The sequence below is a fragment of the Methylobacterium sp. TK26 genome (assembly GCF_055361565.1).
In genome coordinates this window covers 253330-278596 of the sequence record NZ_CM143965.1, presented here as the reverse complement: position 1 = coordinate 278596, position 25267 = coordinate 253330, and the positions used below count along the sequence as shown (strand labels likewise).

Annotated in this window: 28 protein-coding genes and 1 tRNA gene; 12 read left to right on the top strand and 17 right to left on the bottom strand. The window is 64.8% G+C overall.

The genetic code is table 11. The features are described from left to right. Positions 1–524 precede the first annotated feature (524 nt). Positions 525–2723, top strand: coding sequence for a putative bifunctional diguanylate cyclase/phosphodiesterase (locus tag ACXJ1Y_RS01335; RefSeq protein ID WP_463848401.1), 2199 nt, complete (start codon positions 525–527; stop codon positions 2721–2723). Between the two features lie 444 nt (positions 2724–3167). On the opposite strand, the gene ACXJ1Y_RS01330 is transcribed toward ACXJ1Y_RS01335, so the two are convergent. The 9 genes from ACXJ1Y_RS01330 to ACXJ1Y_RS01290 form a co-directional block, all read right to left on the bottom strand. Beyond that, positions 3168–3500 carry a hypothetical protein gene (locus ACXJ1Y_RS01330; RefSeq protein WP_463848400.1) on the bottom strand — a complete coding sequence of 111 codons (333 nt, stop codon included), beginning with the start codon at positions 3498–3500 and terminating at the stop codon, positions 3168–3170. A gap of 103 nt (positions 3501–3603) precedes the next feature. Beyond that, complete coding sequence (locus ACXJ1Y_RS01325; protein ID WP_463848399.1) at positions 3604–4311, bottom strand: hypothetical protein; 708 nt, start codon at positions 4309–4311, stop codon at positions 3604–3606. A 742-nt stretch (positions 4312–5053) separates the two neighbouring features. Further along, a complete protein-coding gene (locus ACXJ1Y_RS01320) occupies positions 5054–6217 on the bottom strand; it encodes a site-specific integrase (protein ID WP_463848398.1) in 1164 nt (387 codons plus the stop codon). A gap of 208 nt (positions 6218–6425) precedes the next feature. Continuing rightward, positions 6426–6866, bottom strand: a complete 441-nt coding sequence (locus tag ACXJ1Y_RS01315) for a phosphatase domain-containing protein (protein WP_463848397.1) — start codon at positions 6864–6866, stop codon at positions 6426–6428. 265 nt (positions 6867–7131) lie between these two features. Further along, entirely contained in the window at positions 7132–7485 is a 354-nt protein-coding gene (locus ACXJ1Y_RS01310; protein WP_463848396.1) for a hypothetical protein, read from the bottom strand. Then, positions 7482–7718, bottom strand: a complete 237-nt coding sequence (locus ACXJ1Y_RS01305) for a hypothetical protein (RefSeq protein WP_463848395.1) — start codon at positions 7716–7718, stop codon at positions 7482–7484. The genes ACXJ1Y_RS01310 and ACXJ1Y_RS01305 overlap by 4 nt, the downstream gene beginning before the upstream one ends. Next, entirely contained in the window at positions 7715–8185 is a 471-nt protein-coding gene (locus ACXJ1Y_RS01300) for a hypothetical protein (protein WP_463848394.1), read from the bottom strand. The genes ACXJ1Y_RS01305 and ACXJ1Y_RS01300 overlap by 4 nt, the downstream gene beginning before the upstream one ends. A 5-nt stretch (positions 8186–8190) precedes the next feature. Then, positions 8191–9498, bottom strand: a complete 1308-nt coding sequence (locus tag ACXJ1Y_RS01295) for an AAA family ATPase (RefSeq protein WP_463848393.1) — start codon at positions 9496–9498, stop codon at positions 8191–8193. Between the two features lie 5 nt (positions 9499–9503). Continuing rightward, positions 9504–9815 carry a hypothetical protein gene (locus ACXJ1Y_RS01290; RefSeq protein WP_463848392.1) on the bottom strand — a complete coding sequence of 104 codons (312 nt, stop codon included), beginning with the start codon at positions 9813–9815 and terminating at the stop codon, positions 9504–9506. Positions 9816–9859: 44 nt separating this feature from the next. On the opposite strand from ACXJ1Y_RS01290, the gene ACXJ1Y_RS01285 reads away from it, so the two are divergent. The 6 genes from ACXJ1Y_RS01285 to ACXJ1Y_RS01260 all read left to right on the top strand — a co-directional run bounded on the left by ACXJ1Y_RS01285 (position 9860) and on the right by ACXJ1Y_RS01260 (position 13160). Then, positions 9860–10576 (top strand): hypothetical protein, encoded by a 717-nt coding sequence (locus ACXJ1Y_RS01285; RefSeq protein WP_463848391.1) that lies wholly within the window; start codon positions 9860–9862, stop codon positions 10574–10576. 218 nt (positions 10577–10794) lie between these two features. Beyond that, positions 10795–11583: a hypothetical protein gene (locus ACXJ1Y_RS01280; protein ID WP_463848390.1), complete on the top strand. Its 789-nt coding sequence runs from the start codon at positions 10795–10797 to the stop codon at positions 11581–11583. Between the two features lies 1 nt (position 11584). Beyond that, the gene (locus tag ACXJ1Y_RS01275; protein ID WP_463848389.1) at positions 11585–11857 is read left to right on the top strand and encodes a hypothetical protein; all 273 of its coding nucleotides are present in this window, start codon (positions 11585–11587) and stop codon (positions 11855–11857) included. Continuing rightward, positions 11857–12279, top strand: a complete 423-nt coding sequence (locus ACXJ1Y_RS01270) for a hypothetical protein (protein WP_463848388.1) — start codon at positions 11857–11859, stop codon at positions 12277–12279. Before ACXJ1Y_RS01275 ends, ACXJ1Y_RS01270 begins: the two co-directional genes overlap by 1 nt. Positions 12280–12327: 48 nt before the next feature. Further along, positions 12328–12684 carry a hypothetical protein gene (locus ACXJ1Y_RS01265; RefSeq protein WP_463848387.1) on the top strand — a complete coding sequence of 119 codons (357 nt, stop codon included), beginning with the start codon at positions 12328–12330 and terminating at the stop codon, positions 12682–12684. Between the two features lie 179 nt (positions 12685–12863). Further along, on the top strand, positions 12864–13160 hold the full coding sequence (locus tag ACXJ1Y_RS01260; RefSeq protein WP_463848386.1) for a hypothetical protein: 297 nt from the start codon (positions 12864–12866) through the stop codon (positions 13158–13160). A 71-nt stretch (positions 13161–13231) separates the two neighbouring features. On the opposite strand, the gene ACXJ1Y_RS01255 is transcribed toward ACXJ1Y_RS01260, so the two are convergent. After that, positions 13232–14155, bottom strand: coding sequence for a class I SAM-dependent methyltransferase (locus ACXJ1Y_RS01255; RefSeq protein WP_463848385.1), 924 nt, complete (start codon positions 14153–14155; stop codon positions 13232–13234). Positions 14156–15163: 1008 nt separating this feature from the next. Here ACXJ1Y_RS01255 and ACXJ1Y_RS01250 point away from each other — a divergent pair. Continuing rightward, on the top strand, positions 15164–15373 hold the full coding sequence (locus ACXJ1Y_RS01250) for a cold-shock protein (RefSeq protein ID WP_463848384.1): 210 nt from the start codon (positions 15164–15166) through the stop codon (positions 15371–15373). Positions 15374–15823: 450 nt separating this feature from the next. Here the strand turns inward: ACXJ1Y_RS01250 and ACXJ1Y_RS01245 are convergent, their stop codons facing one another. Both ACXJ1Y_RS01245 and ACXJ1Y_RS01240 read right to left on the bottom strand, forming a co-directional pair. Further along, a complete protein-coding gene (locus tag ACXJ1Y_RS01245; RefSeq protein ID WP_463848383.1) occupies positions 15824–16408 on the bottom strand; it encodes an HNH endonuclease in 585 nt (194 codons plus the stop codon). 344 nt (positions 16409–16752) lie between these two features. Further along, positions 16753–16953, bottom strand: coding sequence for a hypothetical protein (locus tag ACXJ1Y_RS01240; RefSeq protein WP_463848382.1), 201 nt, complete (start codon positions 16951–16953; stop codon positions 16753–16755). 256 nt (positions 16954–17209) lie between these two features. Here ACXJ1Y_RS01240 and ACXJ1Y_RS01235 point away from each other — a divergent pair, with 256 nt between their 5' ends. Together ACXJ1Y_RS01235 and ACXJ1Y_RS01230 are read left to right on the top strand one after the other, a co-directional pair. Then, positions 17210–17662, top strand: coding sequence for a LexA family protein (locus tag ACXJ1Y_RS01235; protein ID WP_463848381.1), 453 nt, complete (start codon positions 17210–17212; stop codon positions 17660–17662). After that, positions 17659–18966 (top strand): Y-family DNA polymerase, encoded by a 1308-nt coding sequence (locus ACXJ1Y_RS01230; RefSeq protein ID WP_463848380.1) that lies wholly within the window; start codon positions 17659–17661, stop codon positions 18964–18966. Before ACXJ1Y_RS01235 ends, ACXJ1Y_RS01230 begins: the two co-directional genes overlap by 4 nt. 151 nt (positions 18967–19117) lie before the next feature. On the opposite strand, the gene ACXJ1Y_RS01225 is transcribed toward ACXJ1Y_RS01230, so the two are convergent. The 5 genes from ACXJ1Y_RS01225 to ACXJ1Y_RS01205 form a co-directional block, all read right to left on the bottom strand. After that, the gene (locus ACXJ1Y_RS01225) at positions 19118–19429 is read right to left on the bottom strand and encodes a hypothetical protein (protein ID WP_463848379.1); all 312 of its coding nucleotides are present in this window, start codon (positions 19427–19429) and stop codon (positions 19118–19120) included. Positions 19430–19519: 90 nt separating this feature from the next. Further along, the gene (locus ACXJ1Y_RS01220; RefSeq protein ID WP_463848378.1) at positions 19520–20407 is read right to left on the bottom strand and encodes a matrixin family metalloprotease; all 888 of its coding nucleotides are present in this window, start codon (positions 20405–20407) and stop codon (positions 19520–19522) included. A 333-nt stretch (positions 20408–20740) separates the two neighbouring features. Next, positions 20741–20956: a hypothetical protein gene (locus ACXJ1Y_RS01215; protein WP_463848377.1), complete on the bottom strand. Its 216-nt coding sequence runs from the start codon at positions 20954–20956 to the stop codon at positions 20741–20743. 111 nt (positions 20957–21067) lie between these two features. Next, positions 21068–21144: transfer RNA gene (locus ACXJ1Y_RS01210), tRNA-Pro, on the bottom strand. 78 nt (positions 21145–21222) lie between these two features. Further along, a complete protein-coding gene (locus ACXJ1Y_RS01205; RefSeq protein ID WP_463848376.1) occupies positions 21223–21927 on the bottom strand; it encodes a 4'-phosphopantetheinyl transferase family protein in 705 nt (234 codons plus the stop codon). A 47-nt stretch (positions 21928–21974) separates the two neighbouring features. Here ACXJ1Y_RS01205 and ligA point away from each other — a divergent pair, with 47 nt between their 5' ends. Together ligA and ACXJ1Y_RS01195 are read left to right on the top strand one after the other, a co-directional pair. After that, a complete protein-coding gene (gene ligA / locus ACXJ1Y_RS01200; protein WP_463848375.1) occupies positions 21975–24395 on the top strand; it encodes an NAD-dependent DNA ligase LigA in 2421 nt (806 codons plus the stop codon). A 16-nt stretch (positions 24396–24411) separates the two neighbouring features. Further along, complete coding sequence (locus ACXJ1Y_RS01195) at positions 24412–25266, top strand: 3'-5' exonuclease (protein ID WP_463848374.1); 855 nt, start codon at positions 24412–24414, stop codon at positions 25264–25266. The last annotated feature ends 1 nt before the right edge of the window (position 25267 follow it).

The window sequence follows — 25267 nt, the reverse complement described above, 5'->3', positions numbered from 1 at the left end:
GATAGCGTGGCGTTGGCCAATCGACTTGTCCGCTCAATCGCTAAATCGAACCGAATAAATGGCTTCGACCGTATGACGCATCAGCGTTGGTTTAAGTTGAAGGACTCGGTCTTTTACGTGTATAGATTGAAGACCGAATACAACTAAATTTCGTTCGTCAACCGGCTGGAAGTTTCACGGATGGGCTGGCGTCTTTGAATTGTTTTCCTAATCTTCGAGGCTGACGGCTTCCAGAGATGTCAATAGAGCAGGCTGTCGTCTCTTAATTCTAATTTATGACGGCTAACTAGATCGAGTATGGGCAGGTAAAACCTATAGAGACTGGATAGCTCAGCATGTGAATGGCTCACATCTTTCTGATCAAATTTTATTTACATAATGGCCTATGAGGTGAGGGATATTTTGTGAGCAATAATGATGGTCGTGGGGGTGCGTGAATACCATCGACTGCTCACGGCAGTATAAGTAGTATTTTAACGGTCCAATCTTACGAGACTGGGTAAGCGCTACGCCCGGATCCCGTCATGAGACCGCCTGTCCTCGTCTCAGAAGACGACCGCCTCGCAGCACTCGCCGAGTATGATCTCATCGACACGGCGCCGGCGCCTGCCTTCATGCAGATCGTCAGCCTGGCCAAGCACCTGTTCGATGTGCCGACCGCCTTCGTCTCGCTCGTCGATCGCAACCGCCAAGTGTTCCACGCCAAGGTCGGCCTCGACTTGTGCGAGACCGACCGAGAGGTTGCGTTCTGTTCCCATACGATCGCGCACCACGACGCTCTGATCGTCCTCGACGCCACTCTCGACCCGCGCTTCCACGACAATCCACTGGTCGTCGGAGCACCCTTCATTCGCTTCTACGCCGGGATCCCGCTGCACTCGCCGTCCGGCCACGCCGTCGGCACTCTTTGTCTCGCCGATACGCGCCCGCGGGACAGCTTCAGCGCGGCGAACCAAGCGATCCTACGAAATTTGGCCGATCTCACCCTCGACCGGTTGGAACTGCGCCGGCTGGAGGTCGCCGAGCAGGCAAGCCGCATGCGCTTCGTCCAGATCGCATCCACCTCGCCGGATGGCATCGTCTGCTCCGACGCCCGGGGCGAAATCACGTTCTGGAACGACGCCGCGGAAAGGTTGTTCGGCCATAGCGCCGCTGAAGCGATGGGTCAGTCGATCGATCTCATCATTCCAGAGCGTATGCGCCGGGGCCACGATGGCGGCCTGTACCGGATCGCCACCGGGGGTGAACTTCAACTCCTCGGCAAGACCGTCGAGTTGCCCGCGCGGCACCGTGACGGGACGGAGTTCCCGATCGAGCTGTCGCTGTCGCGCTGGGACGAGCGGGAACGCCCCGCCTTCGGCGCGATCATACGCGACATCCGCGAGCGTCGCGCGAACGAGGAGCGCCTGTTCCGCCTCGCCCATCTCGACCCCCTCACCGAACTGCCGAACCGCGCCGTGCTCCGCGAGCGGCTGGACGAGATCGTCGCCGCCGCGCGGGTCGTGTCCGTGCTGTTGTTCGACCTCGACGGATTCAAGGACATCAACGACAGCCACGGGCACGCCATTGGCGACGCCGCCCTCAAGGCCATGGCTGCACGGCTGCTGGCGTGCGTGCGCCCTGTCGATACCGTCTCCCGGCTGGGTGGTGACGAATTCGTCGTCATCATGCCCGATATCGGCGATCCGTTATGCGCGGCGACGGTCGCCGACGCGATCATCGCGGCGGTCGCGAAGCCGTACGAGCATGAGGGACATACGCTCCGGCTCGGGACCAGCGTCGGCATCGCCCTCGCGCCGGCACATGGCGAGAATGTCGATGACCTTCTCTCGTGCGCGGATCTGGCCTTGTACCAAGCCAAGAGTGAAGGCCGCCATTGCTACCGTCTGTTCACACCGCTGCTGCGGGAGCAGGCCCACCGCACCCACAACCTGCGGGACGAGCTGGGCCGGGCCGTGGAGAATGGCGAGTTCGTGCTGTTCTACCAGCCGCAGGTGCAAATGCGGGACGGAGCGCTGACCGGGGCTGAGGCGCTGCTCCGCTGGCGGCATCCCGAGCGTGGCCTTCTCGCTCCTGCGGCGTTTCTCGATGTGCTGGACCGGAGTTGCTACGCCGCTCAAGTCGGCGATTGGGTCTTGCGCACCGCCTGCCGACAGGCCGTGGCGTGGCGCGCGGCGGGCGCGTCTCGCTTCCGGATCGGTGTTAACCTGTGCAGCGCCCAAGTCCAGCGCGGAGACTTGGCCCAGACGGTGAAGAACGTTCTGGCCGAAAGCGGATTACCGGCGGACGGCCTCGAATTGGAGATCACCGAGAACATCGTCCTGCGTCACGACGCCGAGATCGTCGCCGCCCTTCGCGACCTGCGCGAAGCGGGGGTCGGCATCGCCTTCGACGATTACGGCACTGGCTACGCCTCTCTCAGCCTGCTGAAGCGCTTCCCGCTGACCCGATTGAAGATCGACCGGTCATTCGTGACGGGGAAGCTCTCGTCGCATCAGGATATGACCATCGTGCGGGCGATCCTCCAGCTTGGCCATGGCTTCAAACTGGCGGTGATTGCCGAGGGGATCGAGACCGAAATGGAATCGGCTCGCCTCCGGGCGAAGGGCTGCCAGGAGGGACAGGGCTATCTATTCGGCAAGCCGATGCCGGCTGAAGAATTTGCACAGCGGTTTGGGCTGGGAGCGAAGGACGAACGGCAGGCCGCATCGGCTGCCCGTTGACCGGTCATTGGCGGCACGTCGCAACAGAGCGCTAACCGTGCCGCCCATTCTTGGGATCGAGGCGTTTCGCATGACGGTTCACCCCGCTCGACACTGCTGGCCCCACGGATCGGATGGGGCGGCGGGGCAACTCCGATGACGAGCCGCTAGGGTGAAGTGAATGAGAGATTTCGGCGAGGCGAGGCTGACGGACGAAGAGATCGATCGTCGGGCCCGGCAGCTCTTCGCAGAGGTGCGAGGGGAGCAGCCCGAGGCGAAGGCCGAGAGGGCGCTGGCGACGGCTGGCGCGGTCGCCGGAGAGGTTGTCCCGGGGTTACCGGACTGGCTGCAGGATGCTTCGACCACGAAATAACCGCCGGACAAATCGAGCGGCTTGCTCGCTACGACGGCACGCCCGGCGACAATAGAGCCGGACGTGCCGATCGCAGAGGCCCAGCGGCTCTGTCAGCAGCTGAGGCGACGTCCTTCACGGCGTCCATGCGTCTGGTAGTGGAACAGGCCGGATCTCATCTGCCCGCCCATGACGGCGCGGCGCACGTCGGGATTGCAGCGAAGATACTCGCGCTCATCGAAGGCGAAGTCGCCGCGCCCGCCCCGCGGGCCTCGCTCGTAGTCCCGGTCGTAGCCGCGACGGTCACGGGGATCGTAATCGCGATCACGGCCATCGTAATCGCGGCGGTCGTAGCCGTAGTCACGCCCGCCATAGGGCTGCGCCAAAGCTGGCGTCAGTCCGCCAAGAAGGGCCAAGCCCAACACGGTCGCAGAGATTACCTTCATAGTGCGTTCCTCCTCGGTGCGACCTGGGAACGCTCAAGGTGAGAAGCGGTTCGAATTTGAACTGCCGAGCTGTCCTGACCGAAGCTGACATGAGGCAGGAGCGTCATCGTTCCGGCATACGGCGGATAGACTCGAGATTGTCGGGCGACAGATCCGCTTCGATGGTGCCACGGTGTTGTGCGACGGCCTTCACATCGCTGGCTGGGCGCGGTTTCGCGGTCGCCGTCTTCTTCTGATCCGATCCCGGTTTCAAAGCGGCATCGCGGGCGGGCCACTCTTCGAACCGCATCGCCCGGACTGGCTTCTGATCGCCGCACCCTTCGCAGACCGACACGAGCCAGGATTGCCAAAGCCCGTCGGTTTTCTCCTCCATCGACTTGGCTTGCTCCCGGTGCGCGGATGCCAGTTCGACCGTGTTGAGATCCGACTGTTTCTGAGGGGGCGCGAGCGCGTGAAGCTCATCGAGCTTCACATCACGCTTCTCTTCCGCAACTTTCGGCGCTGACGGCGGAGATAGCGTTCCGGTCGTTGCTGGATCGGGCCGGCACCCCGTGCAAACCTTCGACGTGATTGCATCGTCGACGACTTGGCGCGGAGTCGGTTTGTCGATTGCTTTTATTGAGGTCGGACTTGCATCACGGCTCGGCGGCTTGGTCTGGCCAACCGGAGTCGTATTAGGCACTTTTTCAGTCGATGATGCATCATTTATGGTCGTTATTGGCTGGTCCTGCGCCTGCGCCGTTGCTGCCAAAGCACAACAAATGCCCATTCCGGCAATCAGGCGACGACGTATTGTCATGGCGACCTCCATGACACGTCAATTCCAATTATGATGAATAGTTCACTATAAACTATGTTGTATCGGGCGCCGGATGTCGGCGTTTCGCCTGGGGATCGCAGGCCCAAGTTGGAAGGCCGCGGCAGCCGTCATCAGAGGACGATTGTGGCTCCGTAGCGAGGCGGAGGGTGACACTGGAACGCAGCGAGAGGCTGCCGGGTTTGTCTGAGCCCTCACCGCGAGTTGGCAGGTGGGGCCCGGAGTAAGCCATTGTTCAACGTACCGACATTCACGGCCGGCTTGTTCGCAGCCGGCATGTTCCTCGCGCCAATCCAGGCATCTGCGGCTCAGATCGGCGTCGGCGCTGTCCCTGAGACGGCGACTGCGGTTCACGAAGTGCAGTACGGGTATGGCGGCCCCCGCTTCGGGTACGGCCACCGGGGCTACGGCCGTCCGCACTTCCGTGGCCGGGGCTACGGTTATGGCCGTGGCTATGGACACCGCTACGGTTACGGCCGCGGCTATGGGCGGGGCTACGGGTATGGGCGTCCCGGGATCTTCTAGGCGCTTCTCGCGATAGCTTATTGCAAAGAGCCCGCCCGGATCTCACCGTGCGGGCTTTTTCTTGCCAGATGCGGCGCGCTGTAAAGTACGGCTAGGGGCAAGATCTCGGGAAAGATTGGTCGGAGTGGCAGGATTTGAACCTGCGACCCCCACGTCCCGAACGCGTTTCCGGGTGTTCCTGCTGCGAACGTCCGAAGGGAAGCGGGAAAAATCAGCCTGCTTTGTTCACGTTCGGTGCACGGGTAAGCGTCCCGGTAAGCGTCCCGGTACTCCTACGGCCGCCGATGGCCTTGAGGGCGCCCTGGAAGTGCTCGGGGCAGTGATGGCCGTAGACGTCTTGCAGCACCTCCAGCGTCACTCCGAAGTAGCCGCACGCTTCCCATGGCGGACAGCCGCCGCGAAGGGCCAGCGTGATCGCCGTGTGCCGGAACGAGTGCGGGATGACGTCGGCGCCGAAGCCCGCGTCCTCGCGCGCCGCGCGGAAGGCCTTGTTGATCCGCCCTACCCTCTTGCCCTGCCATTCGACGACAAAACGCTCGGCGATGCCGGTCCGCTCCCACCGTCGCAGGTGGGCGAGGAGCCTCGGATGCAGCGGCGCGGGTGGTTGCCGCTTCTTGGTCTGCCGCGACCCCGGTGCCCGCCGATAGAAGGTGCCATGCTCAAGGTCGATGTAGCCGCTGCCGACAGTCGGCCGGATGGCGGCACCGCAGATCGCGCCGGCCCTGGTGCCCGTGTAGAGCGCGACGAGGATGAAACGGGCGACGTGCTGGCGCGAACGGCGGCCGGTGGCGTGACCCTTTTGCACTTCTCGGTAGCGCCACGCCGACCAGATCAGCTTGGCGACCTCGGAGCGTGTGAGCCACCGCTCTCGAGCCGCGCCGCGTTCCGGCAGCACCACCGGCACGGGCGAAGCGAGATGGCCCTCGCGGTGGTAGTGGTTGATCGCCGCTCGGAAGTCCTCGAGCTCGCGCCGGGCGACCGCGAGCCCGCGATGCTCGGCATAGTCGCGGCAGGCGCGGCCGGTCACGGTGGACAGGCGCTTTCCCTCGAAGAACGACAGGACATTCCCGAGTCGGCCCGCAATCTCCTTCGGCCGGGCCTTCTTGCTGGCGATGTCGTCGAGGTAGACCGAAACTACGTCCGCGACCCAGACCTGAGCGGGGTCACGATCGCTCTCGCGCGCGGGCTCGTGCTTTTCGGCGATGTAGGCGGCGAGCCGCTTTTCAGCCGCTCCAGCCTCATCAGCGCGGCAGCCTGTGCGGATTTTCCGTCTTCCGTCTCGGATGATCCAGGACGCGTGCCGGGTGATCCGACCTTGGGTATTGGTCTCCGCTCTTTCGAGCTTGAGATGGGGGCCTTCGGAGCGGCGCGGCATAGCTCGATCATCTCGGCAATCGCACGAAGCGTGGTCCAGTCTTTCCCCGCCACGCGCGAGACAGCAAGTCGCTGGCGGGCCGCCTCTCGGCGCAGGCCGGCGCCGGTCATCGCGCCACCGGGAAAAGCGATGGCTGCGGCTACGTCGAGCCGCAGCGGCGTGTCGTCGTCGATCTCGGCACGGTCGGGGATTCGCGCGCCTCGTGGCATCAGAAGTCCCCCGGCGCGACCTGGCAGCAGACGATCCCGCGCGAGCGCCACAGCGCGACGACGCTGGCCCGGTCCTCGAACACCAGATCCGGGGTGCGGCCCTCGTCGAGCCATTCGGCCTTCAGGACGGTGTCGGCGCGGTGATCACCGGCCGCGCGGGTGCGGATCCGGATATGGCCAAGCCCGAGCACGTCGAGCCATGCCGTCGTCTTGTCGCGCACCTTGTCCGAGCGGCCCGACCAGATCTCGACGACATCCCCTGCCCTGTCGAACGACAGAAGCGCCTTGATGAGCGGGCGGCATGGCTCGTCCTGGTCGCAGGCGGCGTAGAAGCCACGCCAGTCCTTCGGGCCCGGCCCGGTCAGGAAGTGCGCGCGGTGCTCGGTGAGGGCGAGCGTCCCGTCGAGGTCGAAGACGACGAACATCGTCTGGCCTTTCATTGCAGCTTCCGCGGACAGGGTACGGTGACGGAGCGCGGGTCGTCGGCCCGGCCGGCGGCGGTGATCGCGAGAGAAAGGCCGCATCGCCGACACCGGACGATCCAAACCAGCCGCTCGGGCGCGGGGTACGGAAGTTCGGCTCGGCAGGACGGGACACCAGGAACGGCGCGCTGAACGTGCACGCCATCCGGATATGCCGGGTTCGGCGGAACCTGCGGCGGCCCTCGCCGAAGCGTCGGTCTGATATCAAATTGGGGATCGTCGGTCATGCTGCGGCTCCGCTGGTCGCCTCGGTCGGCCGCTCGCCGCGCTCGGCGAGGGCTTCGAGGTCGGGGATCATTTCCGTGCGGATCTCCGCGCGGGCGTAGGTCCAGCCGGGCAGGCTGTCGTGGAGGTAGCGGCCCTTCCGGCCTTTGATCCGCCAGAAGCCGGGCAGGTTGGCCCAGCTCTCCCACCATTCGCCGCGACGGGGCCGGGCGAGGTCGACGTGCGCGACTGCGCGCTTCCCCATGGTGGACGGGTCGGCGATGGCGGCGCGGAGGGCGCGCGCCGCCTCGGCGGCGACGCGGCGCTCTTCGCCGGTCGGCGGCAGGAGGAGCTTCGGGGCGCGGCGGGTCAAGCCGACCTCGCCATGTCGCGAGTAATACGGGTGAAGATGTCGTCAGGCTCTGGCGCAGCAACTGACGGGGGCTCACCGCGAAGCGCCCGCTCTGCAATTTCGGCGATCTCAGAGATTGCGTCTCGGAGAGACTGCTTGTCGTAGCACTCCCCCATGCAGGGCATGCACCCGCAGTCGAGCCTGTACTCGCTGATCTCCTTGAGCGCGGCGCGCATCCTCTCGGTCATCGTCATGCTGCCCCCGCGATGTCGAGCGCGTCGGCGGGGACGAGGGCCTGCCAGCGGATGAGCACGCCATCGAACAGGTCGACGCCAGGGTGCTCCACGACCCAGAAGGCGATCAACTCCCACCAGTCCCGGAATCCGTCCTGCATCGCGAAGGCGTGCAGGTTGGGCACACCGCTGATCTCGCGCTCGCCGACGGCGACGCGACTGAGGATCAGGTCCATGCGGATGGGGGAGACTTCGAGGCACAGGGCCTCGCCGAGCTTCCGGCACTGGCGCGTCCGCATCCCCGTGTAGAGCTGCATCCGCTCGCCCGGCCGAGCATGGCGCGAACGGCCAGTGCGTTCGAGTCGGATCTTCGCCACGGACGAGGACAGGCTCGGCTCCGGGCAGGGATCCGAATGATAGAGGGCGGCCGGCATCCGGTAGAGGCCGGGACCGCGCACGCGCCCGCTGGTGTGCTCGATGATGTCCATGGCGCTCACTCCGCTGCCGCGACCTGGATGGCGCCGCGAACGGAGCCGTCCTCGATGACGATGGCGGCGGACCGCCCGGACTGAACCACCTCGATCCAGACCTGATAGTCCGCCTCGCCCGCCATCTCGCCGAGGATGGCCATGGCCTCCTCGTCGAGGAGCGAGCCGTCCTGAACCCGGATGACCCTGAGCTTGGGGTTCGCCGCCATGGCGATCGCCACGGACGTGCGCAGCTGCTCGGCGCTGGAGGCCTGCTCGAACGGCACCCCTGCGAGCAGGATCTCGTTGGCGCCGAAGGTGAGGCCGGGCACCGGCATCTCGGCCTTCGCCACGGCCGCCTGCATCTCGAAATTGCGCTTGCCGATGGCGGCGGTGAGTGCTGCGGCCTTCGCCTCGACCTCGGCGGCCTCGACCTCGATGCTGGTGCGCCGGTCGCGAGCGTCGAAGGCGGCATTCAGCCGGGAGGCTTCCGCGATCCGCTCGCGGAGCGCCGCCGTGTCGATGGGCTGGGGCAGGGCCGGCGCGGTGCGGATCCTCTCGCGCAACGTGTCGGCGGTCGTCTCGTGCTGCTCGGCCTCGGCGTCGAGGACTTCCGCGCGCTGGCGCAACTGCTGCGCCTCGGAGCGGGCGGCTGTCGCCCGGTCGGTGAGTGTCCGAGCCTCGCGGGCGGTCTCTTCACGCCGGGCCTTTCGGCGCTCCAGGTCGGCGTTCTGCTCGCCGGCCTTCGTCAGCTCGTCCACGAGGGCGGCATCGTCCATACGCTCGGCCGGGAGGTCCTGGGGCACGACGATGCCGGCCGCCTGGGCGCGGAGCTGCTTGGCCTGCCGGTTCACGTCGGTGCGGCGTTCGAAATCGGCCTTGTTCGCGGCCTCGATCGCCTCGAAGTCCACGCCCGGCACGAAGCGGCGCATCGCCTGCAGCTGCGCCTTCCCGTCCATGCGGGTGAAGGCGAGCGGGTCGAAGCTCAGAGCGCCGAGGAGGCTATCGAGCATCCGCTGGGGCGACGGGAAGCGGGCGCCCTCGACGCTCTCGACGACGAGCGTGGTGCCGAAGCTCTCGTCCTCGCGCTTCTTGAAGGTGCGCACGACCTTGATGTCGCCGAGGTCCAGCCGGATCCGGGCCTCGTCCTCGCCCTTGCGGATCGGGACGGCCTGGATGTGGGTGGTGCCGGCGAGCGCCCACCAGATCGCGTCGAGGACGCTCGACTTCCCCTGACCGTTGCGGCCGGTGATCTCGACGAGGTTCCCGTCCGGGCGGATGGTGACGGCCCGCAAGCGCTTCACGTTCTCGGCTTCGAGTTGAACGATCTTCATGGGCGTCACTCCGCTGCGTTGGCGATGGGGGCGGTCAGGACGCGGGCGGGCTCGAAGCCGCAGTGGTCGTTCAGGACCGCGCAGACCACGGCCGCGAAATCGCGCCGGGCGAGCGGGCCGGACCCGGTCGGCATCGCCAGCATGATCGGCGTGCCGTCGCGGTCGGCGATGACGAAGGGCTGATCCGCCTGCGTGCGGTAGGGGCCCGGCATGCCGAGCGCGGCCATGAAGATTGCTCTGGGGTTCGGCGTGGGCACGGCGGGCTCCTGGATGCGGGGCGGGATCAGCGCCGCGACGGGCGCGAGCTGACCGACCACCTGAACGCGCGCCGCGCCGGCCCGCAGGGCGGGAGCGCGCAGCCGTGAGCGCCGCCCTCGCCCTCTCCGACGATCAGCGCCTCGTCGCATCGTGGCGGGCTGGGGTGATGATCCTGCCGGATGAGCATATCCCCTGCCCCGGCATGATCTGGAAGGAAGCGGGCCCGCGCGGGCGCTTCGGCGTCTGGGCGGGCGTGCGGACGATGATGTTCCGCTTCATCGAGCATTGGGGCGAGGAAGCCGCCTCCCTCGGATGGAGCACGGAATCGCTGTTCGGCGTCCACCGGCTCGCCGGGGCGCTGCGCGCGGACAGCACGGGCGCCCTCGTCACGATCTACCAGGACCTGACGAACCAGCAGGCGCGGCAGGCGCAGGCCGCCAGCGCGATCGACACCGCGAACAACGCGCAGGCCGGCATGGCCTCCTCGCTGTTCGGGCAGACGGCAGCGATCAATCAGGGCAATGCGGGGCTGGCCACCACCGGGGCGAACCTGTCGCTTTCGGCCGACCAAGCCGGGCTCGCCGGGCAGAGCGCGCTCGCCTCGCTCCAGGGCTCGAACACGGATCCGCCACATGGCGGGACGGCATCCTGTTCGGGACGCAGAACGGCCAATACCCGATCAGCTCGTCGGGCTACCTCCTGCGCTCGTCCGGGCCCGGCGTCGCCAACGTGGCGATCACCGCGCTCGGCGTCATCCAGACCAGCAACCTCGCAGGCACGGGCAATCGGCCCCTCTTCGCCGATCCAAGCGGCATCCTGACCACCACGCCGACGTCGGTACCGGCTTCGTCCTCCTCGCCCTGCTCGGTCGGGCAGTACGCGGCGGATGCGACCTACCACTACGACTGCGTCGCGGCGAACACCTGGAAGCGCGTCGCCTTCGCCACGGGCACTTGGTAGCCGGGCACCCCCTCTCCTGACGTGTCTCCCGTCCTGGCCGCTCTGTGCGGCCTTTTTCTTTTGAATGGGTGCCGTGACATGGCCATCGACCTCGACCGTGCGGCGTTCTTCGACGCCGTGCGCCGGCAGCCGTTCGCCGGCCAAGTCACGGGCCCGCAGGTCGCGGGGATGGAGGCGATCCTCGACGCCTGCCCGCCTGATCTCGGCGTCGAGAAGACCGCCTACTGCCTCGCGACCACGTTCCACGAAACGGCGCGGCGGATGCAGCCCATCGAGGAGTTCGGGCGCGGCAAGGGGAAGAGCTACGGGCCCACCGGGTTCTGGGGCCGGGGCTACGTGCAGCTCACGTGGCAGGCGAACTACGCCCGGGCGACGAAGGAGCTGCGGGCGCGCGGAGTCCTGAAGGCCTCCGAGGACCTAGTGAAGACGCCTGCGCTCGCGATGCGTCCGGACGTGGCGGCGGCGATCCTGTTCTACGGGATGATCGAGGGGTGGTTCACAGGCAAGAAGCTCGGCGACTACTTCGTGCCCGGCCGCTCCGACCCGAAGGGCGCGCGGCGCATCATCAACGGCACGGACTGCGACGCGCTGATCGCCGGCTACCACGCGCAGTTCCGGGTGGCGCTGATCGCCTCGGTGCGGATCCCCGATCCGGCTCCGCCGCCGAAGGTGCCTGACCCGCTCGCGCCGATGGCGGGCTTGCCTGTCGCCTCAGAGAGGCAAGGCGCTTTGCCCCTCACGAATGCCCCCTCGGTGCCACTCAAGCCCGCCCCCTCCGGCGGGCTTTTTCACGCGCCCAGCCCGGCGTCGGCTGAGCCCGGCTTCTGGTCGCGCGTCCACACCCTGCTCTCACGGAAGGCCGCCTGAGATGAACCTCGTTCAGCGCATCAACGCGCGCCTCGTCGGCGTGCGGCTCTACATGCTCGCGTTCCTGTTCTCGCTGCCCGATGTGCTGAACGCGGTGGTCGGCTTCGATTGGGCGTCCGTGCTGCCGCCCTCCTACGCAGGCTACGGCGCGCGGATCGGCTCGGGCCTGGCCCTTGCCCGCCTCGCCCTGCCCCCGGTGCTGAAGAACATCCGCGACGCCGCCCGGCCGCCAAGTGCTCGGCCCGGTGACGGGCCGGATGGAGCGCCGCGCTGATGGCCATCCTCACCATGATCGGCGGCTTACTCGTGAAGCTGCTGGGCTCCGGCATCGTCGCCCCGGTGCTTGCCTACCTCAACAAGCGCTCCGACAACGGGGTGCTGACGAACGGGCAGGACGTGACTGGCGACGTCACGGTCGTGCAAGCGCAGCTCACCGCCTACGTCGAGGAGCGGAAAGTGGTCGCGCAGGAGCGCGCGGAGCAGCACCTCTCTCCGTGGACGGCCTGGATGATCCCCACGGCGTTCGGGCTCTGCATGATCCACTTCGGCGCGATCGTGATGGACTCGACATTCCTGTTCCACTGGCAGGTGGCGAAGCTGCCCGCGCCCTACGATGCGATGGAGAATGCCATCGTGCTCTCGGTAATCGGCGTCGCCGGCATCGCGCCGACCGTCCGCCGGATCTTCGGCAAGTAGCCCCTGACCCTCCCCCGGTGAGGGGGAGGCTCGGCCTGGAGGCCAGCCATGGATACCTCGTTCCTGTCGCCCGGCGCGATCACCTGGGCGCAGGTGGTCGCGTTCGCCGTCTTCCTCTTTAGCTTGGGCAAGACCGCCGATTGGCTGATCGGGAAGCTGCGCACCGGCACGAAGGAGGCGGTTTCGCCGCTGACCATCGACATGGCGGCGGCCAAGATCGAGATCCGGTCGCTGGAGGAGAAGCTGAACGCCTTCAAAATCGAGGTCGCGCGAACCTACGTCACCGGCGACGTGATCCACCGCCTAGAGCGGCGCATCGACGACATGGTCACCTCGGTACGGGAGGAGATGAAGGAGACGCGAGAGGCGATGCTCTCGGCGTTCACCGGGCACCGCTCACGCTGATGCCGTAGACACTCACGCGGGCGCCCTTGCTTCGGCCGGGGGCGCTCTTTTCGCGTTTCAAACGCTAAAAAAATTGTGAATTAGCGTAGGATTGCTTTCGCTAGCATATGAAGAGTACGGTCGCACTCGTTTATCCATTCACTGGATGTCTACGTACAACTCAGAGTTGAATCAGTTATATGTCTGACAATATTACTGAATTCTGGTGGGCGTCATTTGGCAAGCTTGAGCCTGAGCCTGTTGAAGCCGAGTTCGTTGATGCACGCCTGCATAAGGTAAGGCGTATTGGAACGTCGATAGAATTGGATCCGGTGGGCGTAAAGCTCATTAGTCGCATGGATCCTGCGAAGATTTCGACGACTGAGAAAGCTTTGTCAGAAAACTTGTGGGAAAGCAGCAACTTTCTTAATCACAAGTCAGACGGCCAAAGTTCTCAAACAGCTCAAGAGCTGACGCGCAGCAAAAAAAATCTATGATGGCTGCGTCGCATATTTCGTTAGGTTTGCGCTCTGCTCTTTGAAGAGCAGAGCAATATCGTAAGGATGACTTATCTTGCCACAAAAAACACCAAGTCAGAAGGAACAATGTCCTGCTCATATAAAACGCGCTCTATATTAGCTATCACTTTGAGCCATTCGAGGCAGCTTTTGTCTGTATTTGTTTCCTGGAAGGGGAAATGACCCGTTAGATTCATGACAATTCCACCGCCTGCGTCCTTCAGAACCTCAGTTTTGAAGTATGTTCTGATAGTCTGCATCAGCAAATGCCCGCTTATTGCCTCGCTTGGATCCATCGCGAGCATTTCGCTAATCGTCATTGGTACATAATAAGCCTTTGACCGCGCTACCTCGTCGCGAGGAAAGTTGCCATCATCTCCGTCGAACATTGGACGATATTTTCTCGGCACAACATCTAGTGCGGCATTAATCCATTTAGTTTGTAGTTCTGGCCACTGAAACCTGAAAGCACCCACAAATTCCATGCCGATAAGCCGTCCGCCTGGCTTAAGCGCAGAGCGAAGTCCGGAAATACAGAAATCAATATTTTCAATATGGTGAAGCACACCTTCGGCTATTATATAATCAAATTCGTTTTCCGCAAACCTGTCGACATTTAGATCCGCTTTGCAGTGCTCGATATTTTCGAGGCCCATGCTTTGGACTTTAGAACGTGCTCTGGCTAAAGCACGCTCAGCAATATCGCTAGCGACAATTTTTCCTTTAAAGCCCGCCTGCCGGATCGCTATTTCCATCCAACCTTCATTGGACCCGAGCAGCAGCAGGCTTTCATTCTCCGTTTCACCTACACAGATATACTGCGACAGGGCCCAGATTAGCCAGTGTAAATCACGGTCGCCTGTGACGCGCTCGTTGATGATCTTGCAATACTCTTTGGATGCGATCCAAGAAGATCCGTAGTCATACGGCTTGTCGGAGTCCCATGGATTTATAGCGCCCATCACGTTTGACATATGTATACCTTCTCCGGCGGCGACTGCCTTTCGCTACTCTGATACTATTGGACTACAGACAGTCTACTGATAGATGGATAAGTTCAAATGCTTTACCAGTGTTCGTTTTGTGGCGTCGTCATCACCACGATATGGCTCACTGCGGAAAGCAAAGACGGCGAGGACGCTACCGGATCACTTCCAGCTGCTCAAGCCATCGCCTGACGGTCATCGAGCTATTTTACGGCGACTTCGCGATGGCAAATGATTATTGCTCGCAACGCAATGGATTGGATGCTGCCTGCTCTGTGGCCCACGTTGAATACGGCGTGCCACGGCTTACCAGTTCCATAGACCCCCACCCCAGCTTATGTGGTTAGAGGCCATACGTATCCAGCAAGATGTGCGACATGAGAGGCGATCTTGCTCTAGATCGGCCTCATCGCATCCCGTAGCGGTAACTCGTGAATACGAGCCGTTCGTCGCAGTCCATGGGAGGCTGCGACGTTTGCACCGAGCGTTGCCTCCTACTTGCCATAAGGTGGCAAGCTGATCAGTCTTCATTCCTGCGTGGCCACGCGGGCTCGGTCTCCGGCCCCTTCCGCCCGCAGGCGGTGCAGCGCAGGTACAGCCCGACGTCCCGCACCGCCATCGTACTCGGGAACCGATCCAGCGCGACCTCACCCTCGTGTCGGCATGGCGGCGGACAGATCGCTCGGATGAAGCGGACGCCGTTCTCGGCCGCGTTCGCCAGATCCATCGGACGGCACCCGCGCCCCTCGCGGTCGTAGGCGCGGCGCGGGTTCCGGCGGTGCTGTGGGACGGGATTGCCCTGGCCTGATGAGTAGGCCGTGGCGGGGTATCTTGGTTCGGTCATCCTATGCGTTGGATCCATGCCGTTCGCGATCCTGGCCTACACCAGGAGAGCGCCGCAGAGCCACGCGGCAGGAGGGAACGGGCCGGCTCCTCGCCCCGTTCGAACAGCACGGCGAGCTGCGTTGGTTCGCCGGCGCCTACCAGGATATCTAAATGGCTATTGGCACTGTGAAGTGGTTCAACGAGACAAAGGGTTACGGCTTCATCCAGCCCGATGACGGGGGCAAGGACGTGTTTGTGCACATCTCCGCCGTCGAGCGCGCCGGGATGCGCAACCTCATCGAAGGCCAGAAGATCTCCTACGACGTCGAGAACGACCGTCGCAGCGGCAAGGAAAGCGCTGGCAACCTGAAGAGCGAGTAAGCGCCTCGCTGCAGGCCTGCTGCCCACAGAGCGACATGCCTCAATCTGTCAGCGGCGTTCCCGGCCCGGGACATTTGCCAGCGCTCGACGACACCCGCCGCTAACTGGCCTCGCCCATCCCCAGCCTGTGCCGCAGCACGTAGCCGGCCCCGCTGGTGAGATCAGACGCTCCCCCGCCCCGTGATCAGATCGGGGCGGGGCCGAGCGATCCGGTTCCGCCAAATGCGCCTGAGCGCTCAGCTTTTCCGGCGCCATCCACACCGCTCTACCGCGATCTCCACAGGCTGTCCCTACAGGGGTTGAGCCGATGCCGCCGGACTGCTTGTTCTGCCTCCGTTCCATTGCGGTGGGATCACGGTGGACCGGCTCGGCGACTACGCTCGCGGACAGGTGCGGGTCGAATGCCAGACCCGGCCCAAGAGCCTCCCCCGACATTGCGGGGGAGGCAGCTTAGAAGTCCTCAATCACTGCCTGAAGTTCCTCAAGCTTGAGCGCGGGGGTGCTCCTATGAATCATTCGATGGCAGTTGGCGCATAGGACGGTCACGTCTTCGAGCTTAGTAGGCGTTCCTTTGCCGTCACGTCCTGAAAGGGGATCGATGTGGTGGCATTCGATGTAGCCGTGACCAAGTTCGCCGTACTTCGACGAAAAATCGAACCCACATGCTTTGCAAACCGATCCGTAATGGGCTTTAGCATCGGCCACTAACTTTGGGTTGCGAGATAGTGTCTCGACTTCACGAAGAACGCGCTTTCCTTCTTCGTACTGCCTTGCAAGCTCTCCTTGAACGAACGTCTTGAAACCTAAAGCTCGAAGACCGCGAGATCCGCTTCCTGTCTGGAACTCACGCGTATGGATTGGCGGCTGATGCGAAGCCGCCCAAAGTGCCTTCAGGGGATACATATGCCCCTCGTGGGAAAGGTAATGAGCCCGCGGTGGGCGGCCACTAGAATGGAGATCGAGGAAAGCTTGTGTCCCTAGTTTGTCATGTTGGGTCATCGCCTTAAGAACGGATACGACGTTTGGCGCGGCCATGCTTCATCTCTCCCGTGGTCATCCGACATTATGCAGCAGATACCACAAGCCAGACTAATTCGGACACTGAACCTCGTTCTGAGCTTCGTCCGTGAAGCTGTCTTTATCTATCCAAACAGGACCACCCCACGCCACTCCGTCATGCGGAGTGCTCTTGAATCGGTCGCTATCCATATCAATTACTTTACGAGTTTGTCCGCCGTCAAACTCATAGCATTTGCCAATCTCTATCGACCCTTTAGGAACTGGCATCTGTACCTCCACCGCCCTGCCGAATAACACGGGTGACATGGGTATACGGAGTCAGGTGAGCTTGCTACCTAATACCGGATCATTGCACGCTCCTAGACCTCATCAGCTCCATAGACCTTCACCGTCTCCCGCCCCTCAACGGTGAGGAACCACGCCCTGCCGTCGCGGTGGGCGATGCGGGATGCGGTGCGCTCCTCCACCAGCCCCATCTGCACGAGCAGCGGCATCGCGCTCGGGTAGGCGGTGATCCGCAGGCCGCCGGGCGTCGCCGCGATAGCGCGTAGGGCCGACAATTGCTTCCCACGGAGGGGTGGCGGGAGCACGTTCGTGCAAGTCTTATTCTTCACTGGTCTTTTCGGTGGATGTCCACAGCCGTCCACATCGTCCCCTGGCTCCCTCACGCCGCGTTGCTGTCTGCCGGTTGAACTCTCGGCCCGGCTCAGGCTTGTTCCCGCTCTGTTCTAGTGAAGGACGAGCCGGAGGCGAGTCATGCCGCGTCGATTGGGTGGGGATGAGCGGCGAGAGCGCGGCGCGGCCGGGGATTGCCCGATGAGCCTGCGCCGGGTCGCGACGCTGCCCCAGGATGGGCCGGGCACGGTGCGGGTGCCCCTGGTCGGCCCGGCCGTCTGCGCGGGCTTTCCGTCGCCGGCGGACGATTTCCTTGAGGGGGCGCTCGAACTTCCGCGCTGGCTGGTGCCGAACCCGCCCGCGACCTTCCTGATGCAGGTGCGCGGCGAGAGTATGCGCGGGGCGGGCATCTTCGACCACGATCTCGCCTGCGTTGACCGCAGCCTCATGCCGCAGCACGACAGCGTCGTAGTGGCGGTGGTCGACGCGCTGCTCAGCTGCAAGCGCTACCGCATCGAGGGCAACACCCCCCGGCTCGCCTTCGACAACCAGGACCTGCCTGCCTTCGCCGTCGACGAGGCGAGCGAGGTCGAGATCTGGGGCGTGGTGCGCTTCACCATCCGCTGGCACGTTGCGCGCGGACGGCTCGCGTGAGTGTCCGCGCCCCACGGGCCGTCGCGCTGATCGACGGTAACAGCTTCTATTGCTCCTGCGAGCGAGTGTTCGATCCGAAACTGGCGCGCGTGCCGGTCATCGTGCTGTCGAATAACGACGGCTGCGCCATCGCCCGCACCGCCGAGGCCAAGGCGCTCGGCATCCGCATGGGCGAGCCGTACTTCAAGATCCGCGACCTGTGCCGCAGCCAGGGCGTGCGCGTGTTCTCCTCGAACTACACGCTCTACGGCGACATGAGCGGGCGCACGAACGCCGTCTACCGGCAGTTCAGCCCGCGGGTCGAGATCTACTCGATCGACGAATCCTTCCTCGATCTCTCCGATGTCGCGGCCCCCGTGCGGGTGGAGCTCGCCCGTGACCTGCGTGCCACGGTACGCGCCTGGACGGGCATCCCGACCTGCGTCGGGATCGGGTCGACGAAGACGCTGGCCAAGCTCGCCAACCACATCGCCAAGAGCGTGCCGGCGCTGGACGGCGTCTGCGATCTCACCGACGCGGCGGCCTACGACCATTGGCTGTGCCGGGTGGCGGTGGGCGAGGTCTGGGGCATCGGCCGGGCGTCGCTGACCAAGCTGGAGGCGATGGGCGTCGAGAGCGTCGCGGACCTGCGCGACCTCGATCCCCGCCCCGTGCGCAAGGGTCTGACCGTAGTGGGCGAGCGTATCATCCACGAGTTGCGCGGGCTCGCCTGCTTGCCGCTTGATCTGGTCCCGGCCCGGCGGAAGGGCTGCGCCGTCACTCGCTCGTTCTCCGCGCGCATCACCGACCGGGCGACGCTGGAGGAGGCGGTGGCGGCCCACGCCACGCGGCTGGGCGAGAAGCTACGGCGCGAAGGGCTCGGCACCGATCACGTGACGGTCTTCTACCACACGAGCGAACACGACCGGGATGCACCGCAGCGCTCGGTGGCGACGACGGTGAGCTTGGCCGAGCACAGTTCGGATACGCTGGCGCTGATCCAGGCGGCGCGCCTCGGCGTGGCAAAGACCTGGCGCGACCCGAGCCCCGACCGGCCGGCCTGGCGCTACTCGAAGGCGGGTGTGGTGACGAACGACCTGTGGCCGCTAACCGAGAGTCCCCGTGCGCTGATCGGCGCCCTCGACCGAGAGCGCTCAGGCCCGCTCATGGCGGCGATGGACGCCTGCAACGCGCGGTGGGGGCGAGGGGCAGTGGTGCCGGCGCGGGCGGGGCTAGTGGCGCGGCGGGACTGGACCACAAAGTTCGATATGCGGACGCCGCGCTATACGACGCAGGTAGCCGAATTGCCGGTGGCGCATGCATGAATTGAACGAGTGCGCAGGGCCGCAAGCTGCTTGCCGCGCAGGGAACGGTCATATCAGTCCGGGAGCTTACAAGCTCGCGAAGCAAAAGGGGCGCTACGATCTACTCGCGGCGCCCCGTCAATTACCTCTTACCCCGCAGAAGGTACGGCCGTTAGGCCAGGTGCCGACCCTCGAGCGCTCCGTACTGCAGATAGTGCAGCAATGGATCGATATGGGCTGCCGCGACCTCGGGATTGGCAGCGAGATAGGCTTTGGTGTCGAAGTCGGCCGAGGCGGCGCGTCCCTCCTGCCAACCGTACTGGTCGTAATGGGTCAACGGGTTGATGTGAGCTGCCGCGACGTCCGGGTTATGGGCAAGGTAGTATGCCGTGTCGAAGAAGGCGTCGGCTTTGCGGCCTTCCTGGGCGCCATATGATTGGTAGTGTTGGAAGGCGAATGCGAAGGTGTCGCCGCCCGAGGCCAACGCAGCCTTGGCGACGTCTGCGTTGGCGAGGAGGTAGTACTCGGCGTCGAAGGAACCGTGGGTGAAGTCGGCGGACTTGCCGATGGCGGCCTAGGCCTGCCGACCCTCGGCCTGACCGGACTGAAGGAAATGGGCAAGGGGGTCGATGCCAGCGGCCTTCACGTCGGCGTTGTGCGCCAAGTATAGCTCGTTGTCGAAGGCGGCTGAGGGATCGCGGCCTTCCTTCCAGCCATTCGAGTCGTAGTGTGCGAGCGGATTGATGCCAGCGCGCGCTACATCAGTGTTTGCTGCTAGATATCCATTCGTCGAGAAATACGCGTCTGGATTTCTTCCTTCGTGCCAACCGGACGCATTGTAATGCGTAGCAAAGTCGATACCAGTCTTCGCTACATCCTTGTAGTGTGAGCTATAAAAATTTTGGATCACAAGTGAAGTCCAGGGGCCCGACACGGCCGATGGGCCATATAGGTATTGAATACCATCAATATCGGATTGTGTTAAATCAGTAAGGCTTTGATTTAAAACTGCATTCATAATAGCAGGGCCTGTATCGTAATGATTCAACCCAATGACGTGACCAATTTCGTGGAGCGCGACGTTAAATAGATTTATATTACTGTCAGACATAACTTTATTACCGGACACGTGCCAATTTTCGTCCCGGTCAAAATTAACTTGTCCAGTAGATGCTTTATTGAGCCCGCTGCTTGTGTAAAAATATGATGACCCTCCTGTACCTAGGGTGTTGTACAGGCCATCGACAGATGACATTGTAAATTTGATAGTAGCACCAGTTGTGGAGCCAACTTGTAGAAATTGAATATTAGCATGATTGGTCCAGTCTGCAAAAGCCGATGCAAGAACGGACGTAAAGAATGAAGGTACGGTGGCATCAATAGCCCACGTTAATGTTCCTCCAGCGAAGCCAGCATTGGTGTTGCTTCCATACTTGAAGCCAAATGTATTATAGTCAGCCATGTTTTGCCTCTGGCATAGCAAACGACGAGAGTGGATTCGACCCAAAGCGAGTATGTCGAAAACCCTCGTATACTTGCGTCGTGAACTCAATCCCTAAAAAATGACGAACTATAGAATTATAGTAAAAAATCAACTAATGTTGCGCGAATGCAGTGTGCCGCCGGTACTTGGCTAAAGTCGCTTGAATGCTGTGGCACTGTCAAATGTGTATCCGCTGGCGAACTCGAACGGCTCGGCCATGTAGGCCTCGACAGCCGCCGCGATCTAATTGTCCGTGACAATGGCCTTCAGGAGCATGTCGCCGATGGTCTGGGGCGGCTCTTTCGCCTTGGCCTATTGCACCCGCTCGCTCGCCGGCCGGATGCCACGCCGCGTCGCCAAGCCGATCAGTTCATCGTCCGTCAGGATGAGACCGCCGATCCGCCAGTGATCCATGTCTGGCCCGTGCGGCTGGATCGGCCAGCCAAGCGCGATGAGAGCTTCGGCAGCGTCCTGGGCGGCGAGGGAGTGTGATTTGGTCAGTTCGGCGTAGCCGGAACGATCGGACAATCGCACTCTCAGACCCATTGTGCGTTGCGGAAATTGACCGTTATCGTCCCGGTAAACGTCCCGGTACGATCTCGATGCTACGCAGACTAGGGTCTAAGTCTCGGGAAAGATTGGTCGGAGTGGCAGGATTTGAACCTGCGACCCCCACGTCCCGAACGTGGTGCGCTACCAGACTGCGCTACACTCCGAAGGCCGGCGGGCTGCGAAGCGCGACCGGCGAGGCGGCTTATAGCTGCGGCCTCCCCAGGCCGCAAGCGCCTCCGCCATCATTTCGCATCGAACTTGTCCGCGAAGGTCGCGGGAAGGTCGCTCTGGCGGAGCGAGACCCCCGCCGCCGTCACCGCGACGGTGGCGCAGGCGCCGGGGCCGGGATCGAGGGCGGCGAGGGTCCAGGGGCCAGTCCCCCCGGCGATCCGCAGCAGCCGCGCCGGGTCTGGAGGAACGGTAACGGAGAAGCCCGCCAGCGGCTGGGACAGGCCCGCGCCCAGGGCCTTCACCACCGCCTCCTTGCGCGTCCACAGGCCGAAGAAGGCGCATTCTCGCTGGTTCGGCGGAAGGGCGTCGAGCGCCGTCGTCTCGTCGCGGGCGAAATGGCTGCGGGCGATGCGTAGGGCATCCGGCAGGGGCCGGCGGATCTCGACATCGACGCCGATCCTCGCATTCCGGACCAGACCGATCAGCGCGATGTCGCCCGAATGCGAGAGGTTGACGTCGAGGTCCGTCCCGGCCGGCTCCGCAAGGAAGGGGCGTCCGGTGGGTTCGGTGGCAAGGCGCAGGCGTTCGGGCGGCAGGCCGCATTCCCGGCCGATCACCACGCGCAGGGCGGCGTGGCTGGCGATGTAGCGGTCCCGGTCGGCCTCGCGCAGGAAGCGATCCGCGCGGGCCGTCTCCTCCGCGCTCAGCAGCGCGGCGCAGCGGGCGATCCGGGCCGGATCGAGGGCCAGCGCGGCGATGACGACGTCGGCGATCACCGCATCCGCCCCTCTCCTCACGCGCCATGATGCGCTAGAAGCCCGGCATGGCCGCCGCGCAGACCCAATCCGCCTCCATGACCGCCGAAGAGGCCCGTGCGGAGCACGCCGACCTCTCGGAGCGCATCGCCGAGGCCGACCGCCTCTATCACCAGGAGGATGCGCCGGAAATCTCGGACGCGGATTACGACCGGCTGCGCCGCCGGTTGGAAACCATCGAGGCCGCCTTCCCCGAACTCGCGGGAACAGGCGCGGCCAGCGTCGCGGTCGGGGCCAAGCCCTCCGAAAAATTCGCCAAGGTGAGGCACGCGGTGCCGATGCTCTCCCTCGGCAATGCCTTTGCCGACGAGGAGGTCGCGGAGTTCGTCGCCCGCGTGCGTCGCTTCCTGAACTGGCCAGAGGACAAGCCCCTGGCCTTCACCGCCGAGCCGAAAATCGACGGCCTGTCTCTCTCCCTCCGCTACGAGAAGGGCACCCTCGTCACGGCGGCAACGCGGGGTGACGGCGAGGTCGGCGAGAACGTCACCGCCAACGCGCTCACCGTGAACGACATCCCCCGGAAACTGAAGGGCAGTGGGTGGCCGGAGGTCTGCGAGGTGCGGGGCGAGGTCTACCTATCGCACGCGGATTTCGCCGCCATCAACGCCCGCCAGGAGGCGGCCGGCAAGCCCCTCTTCGCCAACCCGCGCAATGCGGCGGCGGGGTCGCTGCGCCAGCTCGATCCGGCGGTCACCGCCTCGCGGCCCCTGCGCTTCTTCGCCTATGCCTGGGGCGATGTCTCCGAATCGCTGGCTGACACGCAGAGCGGTGTGCTGGAACGATTCACGGCCTGGGGCCTGCCGGTGAACCCGCGCACCCGGACCTTCACCGACACGGAGGGCATGCTCGCCCATTACCGGGGCATTGCGGCCGAGCGCGCCGACCTCGGCTACGACATCGACGGCGTCGTCTACAAGGTGGACGACATCGCCCTGCAGAAGCGCCTCGGCTTCGTCTCGCGCTCGCCGCGCTGGGCGCTGGCCCACAAGTTCGCCGCCGAGGAGGCGACGACCGTACTGGAGGACATCGTCATCAATGTCGGTCGCACCGGCTCCCTCAACCCGCTGGCGAAGCTGCGGCCGGTGACGGTGGGCGGTGTGGTGGTGTCGAACGCCACGCTCCACAACGAGGGCTACGTGAAGGGCGTCGGGGCCGATGGCGAGCCGATCCGCGAGGGCCGCGACATCCGCGTCGGCGACACGGTGACGGTGGTCCGCGCGGGCGACGTCATCCCCAAGGTGATGGACGTCGACCTCGCCAAGCGCCCGGCGGATTCGAAGCTCTTCGAATTTCCCGACCATTGCCCCGCCTGCGGCAGCCGTGCGGTGCGGGCGGTGAACCCGCGCACGGGCAAGCTCGACGCGGTGCGCCGCTGCACCGGCGGGTTGATCTGCCCCGCGCAGGGCGTCGAGCGGTTGAAGCACTTCGTCTCGCGCAACGGCTTCGACATCGAGGGCTTCGGCGAGACCTATATCGAGGTGCTGTTCGAGGCGGGGCTCGTGCACCAGCCGGCCGACCTGTTCCGGCTGGATTTCGACAAGCTGAAGGCGGCCGTGGAGGCGCGGCGCGAGGCACTGGCGGCCGAGCGGCGGGCCGGGGCCGAGCCGGCGAAGAAGGCGGCCAAGAAGAAGGGCGACGACGAGGACAAGGCGATCAAGAACCTGCTCGCCGGGGTCGAGGCGCGCCGGTCGCTGCCCCTCAACCGCTTCGTCTTCGCCCTCGGCATCCCGCAGATCGGCGAGGCCACCGCGAAGGCGCTCGCCAAGCGCTTTGAGGATATGGACGCGCTGATCGCGGGGATCGAGGCTGCGGCCGAGGCGCAGGGCGGGCCGGACTGGATCGAATTCACCTCGGTGCCGCGCATCGGCCCCACCACCCGCGACCGGCTGATGGAGGCGGGGCTTCCCGCTGAGGGGGCCGAGCCGGCGCCCGGTGAGCGGGTGCGGCTGACATCGAGCCAGCGCGAAAGCCTCATCGCCCATTACGGCGACCTCGACGCGGCCCGCGCCGCCCTGGAGCGGGCGGCGGGCCAGCGGCCGGGGGATGCCTACCGCGCCTTCGCAGACGACGGCGAGGTCGGCCCCGTGGCGACCGACGCGCTGATCCAGTTCTTCGCCGAGCCGCACAACGCCTCAGCGGTACGGGAGCTTCTGAAGGAGGTTCGCACCGAGCCGATGGAGCGCGCCGGTACGGCGAGCGCCTTCGCGGGCAAGACCGTGGTGTTCACCGGCAGCCTGGAACAGATGACCCGCAACGAAGCCAAGGCCATCGCCGAGCGGCTCGGGGCCAAGGTGTCGGGGTCGGTCTCGGCCAAGACGGATCTGGTCGTGGCCGGGCCCGGCGCGGGGTCAAAGCTGAAGGAGGCCGAGAAGCACAAGGTGAAGGTCGTCAGCGAGGCCGATTGGCTGGCGATGGTGGCGCAGGCGTAAGGCGGGGCCTGGCGGCATGATCACCCTCGCCCTCGATTTCGAGACGGCCAACGAGCGGCGCGACAGCGCCTGCGCGGTCGGGCTCGCCTGGATCGACGGCGGCCGGATCGTCCGCCGGGAGAGCCACCTCATCCGCCCGCCGGAGATGCGCTTCTCCCCCGGCAACATCCGCGTCCACGGCATCCTGCCCGCCGACGTGGCGAACCGGCCGAGCTTCGCGGACGTGATGGCGCCGTTCCTGCCGGACCTCACGGGCGGGGTCATCCTCGCCCACAACGCCACCTTCGACATCGGGGTGCTGCGCGCCGGGCTCGGACGGGCGGGCCTGCCCGTGCCCGATCTCGCCTATCTCTGCACGGTGCAGGTGGCGCGGCGGGTGTTCCCGGCGCCGGAGGGCTGCGGCCTCGGCAAGGTCGCCCGGCGGCTCGGCATCACCTTCGAACACCACGATGCCGGCGAGGATGCCTATGCCTGCGCCCGCATCGCGCTCGCCGCCATGGAGGAGACCTCGGCCGGGGACGTGCACGGCCTCGCCGCCGCCATCGGCGTGCCGGTGACGGCGGTGCCGGGAGAATCGGCGCGCTTCGTGCCGGGCCGGGGACCGATCAGCGGGCGGGCGATGCCGGCCGTCCCGCCGCCGGCTTCGGCCTCCCTGAGCTTCCTTGTGCGTGGCTCCACGGGGAACCGCTACACCGTCACCCTGGAGGAGCGCCGCAGCGGCGCCGTCCTGCGCTGTACCTGCACGGCGGGGCGCTTCGGCCAGCGGTGCCGGCATGTGAAGGCGCTGCAGGCCGGCGACATCACCGACCTGCTGTCCGACAACCACGCCGACCTCGCGACCCTCGCGTCGCGGCTGGCCGGCGCGGCGTGAG